The 10888-nt window shown below is 43.2% G+C and carries 4 protein-coding genes; all 4 read right to left on the bottom strand.

Features of this window, described 5'->3' with window-relative positions; genetic code table 11:
- The coding region (locus tag GTQ38_RS10305) for a hypothetical protein (RefSeq protein ID WP_161435426.1) at positions 1-526 on the bottom strand (526 nt) is incomplete at its 3' end.
- A gap of 106 nt (positions 527-632) precedes the next feature.
- Entirely contained in the window at positions 633-3923 is a 3291-nt protein-coding gene (locus tag GTQ38_RS10300) for an RHS repeat domain-containing protein (RefSeq protein ID WP_161435425.1), read from the bottom strand.
- A gap of 765 nt (positions 3924-4688) precedes the next feature.
- Positions 4689-5081, bottom strand: a complete 393-nt coding sequence (locus GTQ38_RS10295; RefSeq protein WP_161435424.1) for a DUF4279 domain-containing protein — start codon at positions 5079-5081, stop codon at positions 4689-4691.
- A gap of 27 nt (positions 5082-5108) precedes the next feature.
- Positions 5109-10880, bottom strand: a complete 5772-nt coding sequence (locus GTQ38_RS10290) for a DUF6443 domain-containing protein (protein ID WP_161435423.1) — start codon at positions 10878-10880, stop codon at positions 5109-5111.
- Positions 10881-10888 lie beyond the last annotated feature (8 nt).

Here is a 10888-nt window from a genome sequence, read left to right as displayed (position 1 = left end):
TTCTGGCCCGAATGTAATAGGTACCACTACCCTGATTTACGGTAAAGGAACTGCCATAACCCAAACTTGTACTGCTACCATTGGAATTCTTGCCCTGCCAGTACCAGCGGACCCCGGTGGGGGGTGTACCGCTACGGCTTATGGTGGCCTGACCACAGTTGTTGCTGCTTACCGTGGGGTTGCCTGGTGTGCGTACCTGTATAGCGACTGATACGCTTACGTAGTGGTAGGACCCATAAGAGTCCTGAACAGAGGCCGATACACTTCCATTACTGGTACCGTTAAACCGCACCGATGCCCCGTAGTTGGAGCTTGATAAAACGGTTCCATTGTTACTGCAACTCCAGCTGACCGAAGCGATATTCGATCCGCTGATACTGTAATAATTCGCTTCTCCGACGTTAACCGTTGAAGATCCATAGATGTAATAGCCGCCAAAGGATTGGCCTTTTAGGCACGGAGCGCTGATCAGGGTGAAAAGCAAGCAAATAAGGGCCCTGGACCAATAGGAATTTCTTTGTTTCATAAGTAAGCTTAGGTTTTTGGAAGAATGATTTGGGAGGGCGGCCCGGGCACTAGCTCGTTTAGGTTAGCGCACTAAGAATTCGTTTATCGTATTATCGGTTTTTAGGTTAATTCTGGATTTGGCTTTTATAATGGTACTGGTAATCAGAGACCAGCTTTTTATCAGCATCCCGCACCTCTTTTAGGCGATTGAAGTCATCATAACTGTAATAGGTGGTATTACCCCTGGGGTCTGTGATGCTGGTGACCCCTACAAGCGGGTCGTAGGTATAGGTGGTGACCATGGCCTTGGGCAGGTTGGTTCGTAAAGCATTGAGGCCCTGACGCAATAGTTCCTCTTTGCAACTGGACTGCTTACAATTATCGGTATCCGCAAGGGATAGGGTCTGAAGGTTGCTTACGTAGGAAGAGACATCAGTGTAAATGGCGTTTTCTATCCTTGCAATAGGATATTCTCCTTTATAGCCCCATATATAAACAATATGAGGGCCACTTTTTACAGAAATCTCTTTTGGGTTTCCATTGGAGTAATAACTGTGGTATTGTATTCTGTCTTCCAGGTTTTGAGTTGCTTTGGACGTCCGCTGAAATTCTGACAGAGGAATACTATTGCCCCAATCCCTATAAGCGTTTTGCTGCGTTTCTTTAGACAGTACAACCTCATTACTGTCCTTTAGGGTTATTGTGGTCTGTAAGGGTTCAGTTATTCGGTTTGCATCTTTTAATTTATCAATTGCAGATAATGCGACCGTAGACAATCCGGTCATCTGTGATTTGTCGTCCGCATAATAGGTCCTCGTAGTCTTTGAATTGCCCATGCTATCCGTATGGCTCACTTCAATCGGAAAAGTTCGACCGCTGTACCCCAAGTCATGAGTATAGACGATAATCTCAGTGACATTACCAGTGCTGTGATATCTTTTGGTGGTTGTCTGGGTCAGATAAAATCGTTCACTTAAATTCTTATAAGGGGAGTATCCTCCGAAACATCCTCTATTTTCCACAGAAACGTATTGCTCCAACAGATTTTCCCCAAGAGGGTTATAACTATTACTGGTTTCTTCTATGAGATTATAAGCACTCCCGCTTTTCGCATAAACCTTTTTATTCAACAAGAGTCCCCTTCTATGCGCAAAATCCTGAAGAGGGGTATTGATATTTTGTTCTAACAGACCTGTTGCAAAAGTATTGGTCTGTACCCCGGCACCGTCATACATGAAATGGTGTGTATATTCAATTTTTCCTGCATTTCCGTTATCCAGGATTTCAGTTACATTGCTGTAGGCGCTGGTATATGAACTGCCATTTGTCAACGGGAATATACTATTAGACTGCAATAGATCAACGGGGCCACCAGTAGCTCCACCTTCGCAATAGAACATGTTCTTATAGATAAAAGTTGGTGGGTTCAATGCGGCTCCACTGGTGGTTGATGAATCATCGAATTTTGTATAGATATACTCCTTACTCAGAAGTTGAGTGCCGTCATGGTCATAATTTTTGATAGTTTTGAGGCGAAGTCCACCCGAGGTGACTCCATTCTGAGAATTGGGGATCAATTCGCGGCCGGTGATAAAAGCAGAAATATCCACACGGGGTTCTGGGGGGAAGATTCCGGAATTATTGTAAAGTATGATCTTAAGCTCAAGAGGCACACCCTCGGTAAAGACTATGCCTTGAGTAAGGCTGGACCCATTGGTCGCGGCAATAAGCTCAAATTGGGTCCCGATCTTTTTATATAGTTCCGCCTTGGGGCAGTCTAATCCACCAGAATTGGCACAGCTGTTCATGTTGACAGTCCAGTTAATTCCTCCTATATACTGATCTGGATCCGCAACGGTTATATATTTTTCAAATGTTGTGTCGCTCGAATTTACCGAACTAAGACCATCTATGGTGACCTGTTTGGTCTCGGTCAAGCCAAAAAAATCGATATTCCCAATTTTATTGGACTCAAAGTCAAATTCTGTATAGCCACCGGTAGGATAGGTGATCTTTTTAAGTGAACAGGCTTTTGCATAAGTTTCGTAAACTTTTCTGTCGGCCCCGGCAATTGTGGTATATACATTATTCACGCCTGCATTCCATTCGATTTTCGGATAGAAAACGCTGTTGTCCTGACCGTTATAATAACCCCAAAAGTCCTGTGAAAATGAAAACCTGTCGGGCAATATTTGGGAGGTGTCATATTCAAAGCTATAGACCTTATTATCAACATTCTCAAGCGTCTGCTTTACATTTTGAAGGTACAATCGTTTTCTACGCTGATCCAGGTTGCCAAAATTGGAGTTATGAGTTTTTGTTGAAGTAAAGTACCCATATTTTAAGGCGTAATTATCGATTGTTTTATTATTCAGGTCCTTTAAGGTTATATCGGTTAGCGCAAAATCCTGTTTAAGGTCTGTTCTCGAATGGTTATAACCAAACAATATGCTTCCCCTATTATTAATTATTGAGGTTAGGCGATGTACCTTATCTTTATTGAAGGCGTAGCTGGTCCTAATCGGGTTACTTGATGTGCCGGCTAATTTTGGGATCTCCTTTTGTTGACCTGATATATTGTAAAAGGTTATGTTTGAGAAATCATAAGTGAATGAGGTAAGGCTCTGATCTACCGCTTCTACGTCCATTAAGTGCCAGGATGTTACGTAATCCTCAAGAGCCTGAGGCGGGTCTGGCCAGGTACTGCCGTTTGTGCTGTAGGTAGTAGAAAGATCTCTTGCCTGCCGTGTACTGTCTTTGGATTTCCCCAGGTAATACTTGGTTCCGTTGGCCGCGGTTATCTCCCAGCGCGTTATTTTGGTTCCTTCGGTCCAATAATCAATTTTGACATCATCCTTAGGATGTGTGACAATTTCATATTTCGGATTTTCGTTCTGATTTCCGCTTTGTATTACGCTTTGTTTGAAAAAGAATTTGCCGCTATGGCCGGGAACATTGTAGTAATAGATGTCCGATTCAAAATCGTATTCCGAACTAAAATTGGTGATCCAATTCGCTTTTGCTACATCAGTTGAAGACAAGAACTGTGATACCGTTACAACAGGACTCAAATAGCCTGTGACGTAATCGTCCGGGATACCTCGCACACTGCGGGTAATGGATCCCCCTGCATTCAGTTTCCAACCTAAGCCGACACGTGAGGCAATTTCGTTTACCCGTATTCCTGAGGCATGGTATTGAAGACTAATTGGAACGCTGTAGCTTTTACATGAGAGTTCCATAATAGGAATGGAAATATTAGGAACTCCGGTAAATGTGCCAACCGGAATATCGCCAAATTTACCCATTGCGGCAGCCTCCGGGTTTGAAGGAAGTATTTTTGGAAGCTCCTGTCCGTAGCAAAAAACATTGAACATTGAGAATAGAATGATACGGTGAATCTTGATTTTCAGCATAGTTTTGTTAGGATTTGTATTAGGTAGCTTTTGATTTGTAACTTCCGTGTGGTCATCTCGCAGCTATTTCATAAGCTTCTTAATTAAAGCGGCCAAAAGTAATCTCCCAGACTGCAGTTTTTTTGCAGTGAAGTAATTTGAATAGAAATTAGTGAAGTAATCTGAATAGAAATTATGGTGTGGAGTAAAAAGCTCAGACTGATCCGAATAATAAAGTTCAGAGAAATGTGGAACTGTAAAATCGTGAAATTGAGAAATTGAGGAATTAGACTATTCTATTGGATGACTGGATTGATAGATTGTTAGAAAGTTAGATGATTAGAGGAGACAAGATTGCAAAACTGTGAAACTGAGGAATCGGAAGTTACTTGAAGTTATCATTCGCTAGCGCGAGCGTCACGCTCGTGCCCATAAAGATTTATTTTATCAACATCTTTTAAACTTCTCTCTATATTGTATGCAGAAGATGAGTTTATAGAAAATAGCATAGATTGCAAATCCGCGCCATCTGCGTTTCTATGGGGGTTGTAATTCCAATGGCTTTAATATCATTTACTAAAAGCCGGAAATTTCCCCCGCTACCGCCAGCGTCCGCGCTGGTGGGAAATCAAACTTACAAAAAACAAAACCACAGCATAGCTGCTGTGGTTTTTGAATTTCCTTCTTTAGAGCATTACGTTTTTAAAACTCCAATCTTAGACCAGGACCTATAGACACGAACGCGACGCTCGCGCTAGCGGGAGAAAACTCAATTTGGATTAGTACTCATAACCTTGGGTAGCATGATATAGAGAAATGTATATCTAGATGAACCATTTTCTTCATTTGTTGAACACTAAACTCCCAATTGCATTGACTAGTATACTCAAGATTCATGGCTAGCTCAATATCAGAAACTCCAGCCTTAGCTATTTCCCCATGATAATCAGACAATTTGGAAAGAATTAAATCCAACTCTTGATCTAGGGTAAGATCTTTATTATTTTCCAATTCGATTTGAACACTACTAAAAGGTATTTCCTGACCCTTGTATCTTCCTTTTGATCCAATAGATCCTTTTTTTTGCGAATCAGTTATCCTAATTCCATTAAGTTTATTAACAGCATCTGGATCAAAAGTTTCTCCTGTTAATATACAATATATAAAACCTGATATCATTCTTATTTGTAAATTGAGTTATTAATATTACTGCCGATAAATATCTATTGGCAATCCCGTAAAAAATGTCTTACCAGTTTTAGGATTTCGTAAAACCAAGTTCCCACTTTTATCAATTCCAACATCTGGATTTGTCGACTCAATTTTCCTTAATTCGTTTTTGAAATCCTTCTTTATTAAAGGTTTTATCTCCTTGTGAAACGTATTCACGTCAACACCGAGTATTTTTGAAATCTCTTTGGCTTCCGGAAATTTGAAATCCTTTTCACCTGATCCCTCCTCGGCGGATTCATCTTCCTCGTTAATTCTTCTTATCGGTGAATCTTCGCCATCTGATGCATTTTCAATATCAATATTTTTAACCCTTAACTTCTCATCGATAGAAGCTTCTTTTATTTTTTGCTCCTCACTTTCTTGCACTTCTTCGAAGGTCATGAAACGATGATCCTTTGGAGCTGGAGCATGAACTTTATTAGTAAACAGCAGCGCGGTAATTACTGTCCCTGCCGTTCTAAGAACAGAAGCAGCTACTTTTTTCACTCCTTGTTCTATTGTCTTTTTTTGAACAACTTTTCTGGTTAATTCCTTAGTTGCTTCGCCTCCAATGCCTCCCCCAACTAAAGCTTCTTTCACCTTAACCGGCTCATGATTAGCGGTGTCATCCTCGCCTTTTCCAGTAGTTGATCCTCCTTCAAGCCCTTCTAGTTCAACTTTCCATACAGGATTATTATGAGCGAATTGATATGTAGAAATTGAAAAATACTCTTGACTTATTGGATCAACTCCAAAGAACCTTCCAAGAGCAGGATCTGCATTTCGGTATCTAAACGTAACCCAATTCAGCCCAAATTCATCCTGACTTTCTTGACCTAAATACTCCCACTTATGATCCCTTCCATTCTGGGCCGTATTATAACCTTTGTGTTTGAGCCCAAAAGGATAGTAGTTGTTCTCTTCTTGAATTTCAAGTATGGGAGAACTGGCAGTTCCTACATTCTTATATGCAAGACGGATGTTACCTAAATGATCTTTGTACTGGTAGATGTACTCGTATCCTCCCAGACCATCAGGTTCTATGTACCCTTCTGGGTGGTTGAAGAATTGTAACTGCTCGCTACCACTGGTACCGCTATAGACGAAATTACCGGCGTATTCAGTATTTGTCAAAGAACCACTGTCATTCACTTGCTTAGCAAGTTTAACGCCAGTTGCATCATAAATATAGGTAATCTTTTTCTGATTGTTATTATCGAATTTTACCTCTGTGGGTAGGTTTAGATGATTATAGCTGATACCACCAGTCTGTATTCCCTTGTTAAGGTCCTGGGTTAGATTTCCATTGGGGTCGTATACATAATCATCTCCGCTATTAGTTCCATTATTAAACCCTTCTGCATCACCTGTTGCATCACCAACACTCTTAAGTCTGTTGCTTATCTCAGAGTTCAAATAGCTATAAGATAGATTGTCGACCATTCCACTGACCCCATAGCGTTGTAGTTCAGTAATGTTTCCGTTTTTGTCATATTCAACCGAACCTAGATTGTAGTTCCCGGTATTATCTATAGCTGATGTAATCCTGTTCAGGGCATCATAAACATAGGAATACCTTTCACTTACCGGATTAGCAGTGTTATTAGTACTCGAAGTGCTCCAGAAAGTTTGGGATATATTGCCATTGAACAAGGCCGGTGGATTCTCATTGCCCCCAAAATTTGTCGGGTTATTATAGGCGATCTTGAAGTTGAACAACTTATCTGTAGAAGCTACATCGTTAATATCCGTCAACCAGCCCCTTACATTGTATTTGTATGTAACTTCCTGTAATTCCTGGGAATTGTTGAAATCCGTAAAATTCGGGATCCCACCCACTTTTTTAAGCTCCAATTGACCCAGGTCATCATATTTGTTAAAGACAATGAGTTCCTGCTCGGAGCCATCGGTGATGCGCAAGCTAGTGCCATTGGTTCCCGGAAGTACCGTAGCATTCCTAACTGTAATACTTGTGGTAGCTTCAAGGTCGGAAACAATGTTTCCTTGAGCGTCCCAAACCAGGTTTGCATCCAGGCTGTTGTCAACTGGGCAAGCTATTCCCATAGTACCATCTCCTATGCATTGGGTTTGCGCAATAAGGCGACCTACGCGATCATAGCTAAAATTGTCTATAGTAACCACAGTGTTGGCTCCCCTGCTATGTTCAGACCGGGTTTTTAAGGGTTTGCCGATAAAATCCAAACTACTTTCCACAATGTCTGTGGTTTGCAGGAATTCATTCTCGCTATAAGTGTAAACAGGCCTTGCTTTCTGGTCATAATAGGTCAAGGTATTTATCCACTTGGCCGGAACCTGGTCCAATACTTTAACCCTGCTTCCTGTTGCCAACCCCTTTACATCATTACTATTAGACGCGCTTGGGTCCGAATCGAGTATGGTCACACTCTGCGGTGCTCCTGTCGGGCGATACACATAATTGTCGTAATAATTAATGGTCAGAATCTCGCTTAGGGTTGCTTTAGGGTTAGTAACAGTGCTGCCAGGGTATGCCCCGTTATCATAAAAGACATCCGTACCACCGTAATTGACAGAAGTACTATCCTGCTTTACCCAAAGGTCAATCGTAAGGCTGTCTACCTGCCCTTGAATCTCTGCACGAGACATATTTTCCACGCTCGTAGCCTTGCCCGTATAGGCCACTCTGCTAAAGGCGTCATACTTTGTAAAGAGCCATTCATCCAAATTCGGATCTTTTTCCCTTTGGTTGCCATCCTGGGTCATAATGGGCTGATCTAATTGATTATAGATAATATACTCCCAATCTTTTCCCGGTATTTTCTTTTCCACCAGGCGGTTCCGCTGGTCGTAAACATATAGATAGCAAAGTTCGTCCAGTTCCGTTTGGCTTACTCCATCTGAGGTATCTACCTTGGGAGATAACACATAAGTGAGATTCCCAAAGTCATCATAAACATAATAAGTATCGTGGGCCTCGACCGACAATCCAACATTGGCATAGGTGCGTTTTAATACTACACGGTTCTGTTTGTCAGTAAACTCTTCGGTGGCATGTAGCTTACCGTCAACCAATTCGTGGTTTTCGTCTTTGGTCACATTTTTGTAAAGTTCACCCTGGCGGTAAAATTCTGTTTGTGCTGTTACCGGATCAGTATCGAGCACCAGGGCGGGCGTAAAAGTGTTGTTGGCCAATACCGTGGTAACCCTAAAAAGGCGAACATTGTCATCTGCGGTACTAAAGCTATCGGCATCCCCCTGCTTGTTAGCCAGATATTCGAACTCGATACTATGGTCTTCAGCTCCAGGGTTCAGTTTCCAGTCTTCGCCCGGGGCGGCTTGTTTTAATACCCTGCTCAGAGGTGAGGATTCGAACTCCTTTTTGGAGTAAGCGTTTGCCTCGGTTACCGAAAGGGTGGGAAAATCGTTCCCATAATCCGGATGGTTTTTATAATGTTGCCGGGTTAATGCCTCTAAGTCCTGGGTACGATAGCTGCCTAAGGCATCCGTTGTCTCAGGTACCGGTAGCCAATCTTTATCCATACGGCCATAGTTGTCATATGCCATATGGGTTATAATATCCCCAAAGTTTCCTGAAATATTGGGGGATTGGTCAATTCCTATTTGTTGAATCGGCCTGCCCAGACCGTCAAAATAGCTAATCTCTTGTACTACACCTTCAGATGCTGTAAAAAACGCGAAATTATCCTGATCAATACTCTCATCGGCCAGCATCTCCTGTGCTGTTTTTTGATAGGTGCGGCTATAAAGGTAGTTTTCACCAGTGTATACCACTGTTGGTAGCGTTACACAATCTCCTCCCGTATTGGCCGAAGCAATGACGGTCCGCGTTTCCGAAGCCCCCGAGGAACAGTTACCTGTGGTATAGGATACGGCATAAGTCCCGGCTGGTGCTGTTACCACTCCTGTATTTGAAATGCTAACACCCGTAGAGGGATTAGTCGTGTATGAATAGGTACTATTGTAATCCGTGATTGTAAAAGTTCCTTTTTCACCTGCACAGACCGGTTGTGTAACTACGCCTAGCGTTGGAGGTGAAACCCCTGCAATACTAAGTAGGATATCGGTCGTTGGACCGGTACAACCATCGGCCGAAGTGGCTGATAGCGTATAGGTCCCTACCGAAGCGGTTACCGTGCTTTGAGATACCGGGATATTACCTGGATTTAAGGTATAGGTATAACTGCTGTCATAATCAGTGATTACAAAACTACCATTAGAGTTGTTGCAATCCGGTTGCACAAAGGAACCCACAGCGGGAGCAGTAGGTACCACCAAAGCAGGATTGATGGTCACTGAAGCGGCAGGTGAAATACATCCTGCGTCATTCTTTATGAAGACCGTATGGGTTCCAGGAGCTACTCCAAGCTTATTGTTCCCGGTTCCAAAGGTTACCCCGTTATCAAAACTATAGGTATAATTGTCTGCTGTAGGCGGAATAATTGTGATCGTTCCTGTATTTATGGAACAATCAGGATCTTCTTTTTGGACCGTCGGCTGGGCCGGTGCAGGCGGTGGCGTGAGAATGGTTGCAGTAGCCGCAACGGAGACACAACCTGTGGAATTCTTAACCAAGACGGTATAGTTTCCCGGAGCAAGGCCTGATTTGGTGACACTGGTCTGATAGGTTGCTCCATTGTCGAAACTATAGGTATTGCCACTATCTGTTGGGGAAGTTACGGTAAGGCTTCCCGTAACCTCAGCACAACCAGGGTTCGACTCAGTCACACTAGGTTGATCAGGCCCCCCCACTAAAGTAGCAATGGTGCTTGGAGAAACACAGCCGTCCGAATTTTTTACACGTACCGCATAGGTCCCTGGAACCAGGCCGGATTTAGTAGCACTACTCTGATAAGTAGCTCCGTCGTCAAAACTGTAGGTAAGTCCAGCCCCTGTTGGGGAGGATACGGTTATGCTGCCGGTTCCCTGGACACAGAGCGGGTCTGGACCCGATAAAACCGGTTTATCCGGGGAAGGAGGTGCTGCAGCTATTGTTACCGATTGCCCGGGTGAGACGCAGCCTTCAGTGTTCTTAACCTTTACGATATAGGTCCCGGAGCTTAAACCATTTTTAGTGGCACTACTCTGATACGTGCTGCCGTTATCAAAACTGTAGGTATTTCCACCCCCAGTGGGCGAGGTAACCGTAATACTCCCAGTAACAATGGTACAACTTAGATCAGTTTTATTGACCGTCGGCTGAGAGGGTGAGGTGGGCAAGGTAATAGATACTCCATCCGAAGCTTCACCCCAGGCTCCACCTGGTTCGTCGTTTTTTCCTCTCAGATAATAGGTCTGACTGGAGGTAGGATTAAAACTTTGCGCAGAGTTTGTAATATTAGTCCCAAGGGTACTCGTTTGCCAATACCAGGTAATGTCAGACGGAGGATTCGTCCTGCTTAGGGTCACCGCACAGTCTGCGGTCGTCGAGGTAGGGATGGTAGGTTTTCCCGGAATTACCGTAAGCAGCCTGGACCCGGTATTAGATCCCACCTGCACCTGAAGCGAGAAAGCAGCTCCTCCTGTTTTGCGGATGGTTACTTGAGTGGTGTTCTGTCCGGAAACGATTTCTGTTGTCCCGGTAACTGTCCATGTAATCGGAGGTGTGCCGACATCGATTGAATATACTTCCAGCTCACCCTCAACAACGGAACCTGCCCCGTTAATAGGAATTGTTTGGGCTGCGACCAGAAGCGGGCACAATATCATTAGGCATAGCGTCAGAAGACGCATAGACGATAGGTTTATCTTTATAAATTGCGTTTTCATAAGTATCG

Origin of the sequence: Poritiphilus flavus (assembly GCF_009901585.1) — a bacterium.
In the GTDB taxonomy this organism is placed as follows: Bacteria; Bacteroidota; Bacteroidia; order Flavobacteriales; family Flavobacteriaceae; genus Poritiphilus; species Poritiphilus flavus.
This window is presented reverse-complemented; position numbering and strand designations above follow the sequence as displayed.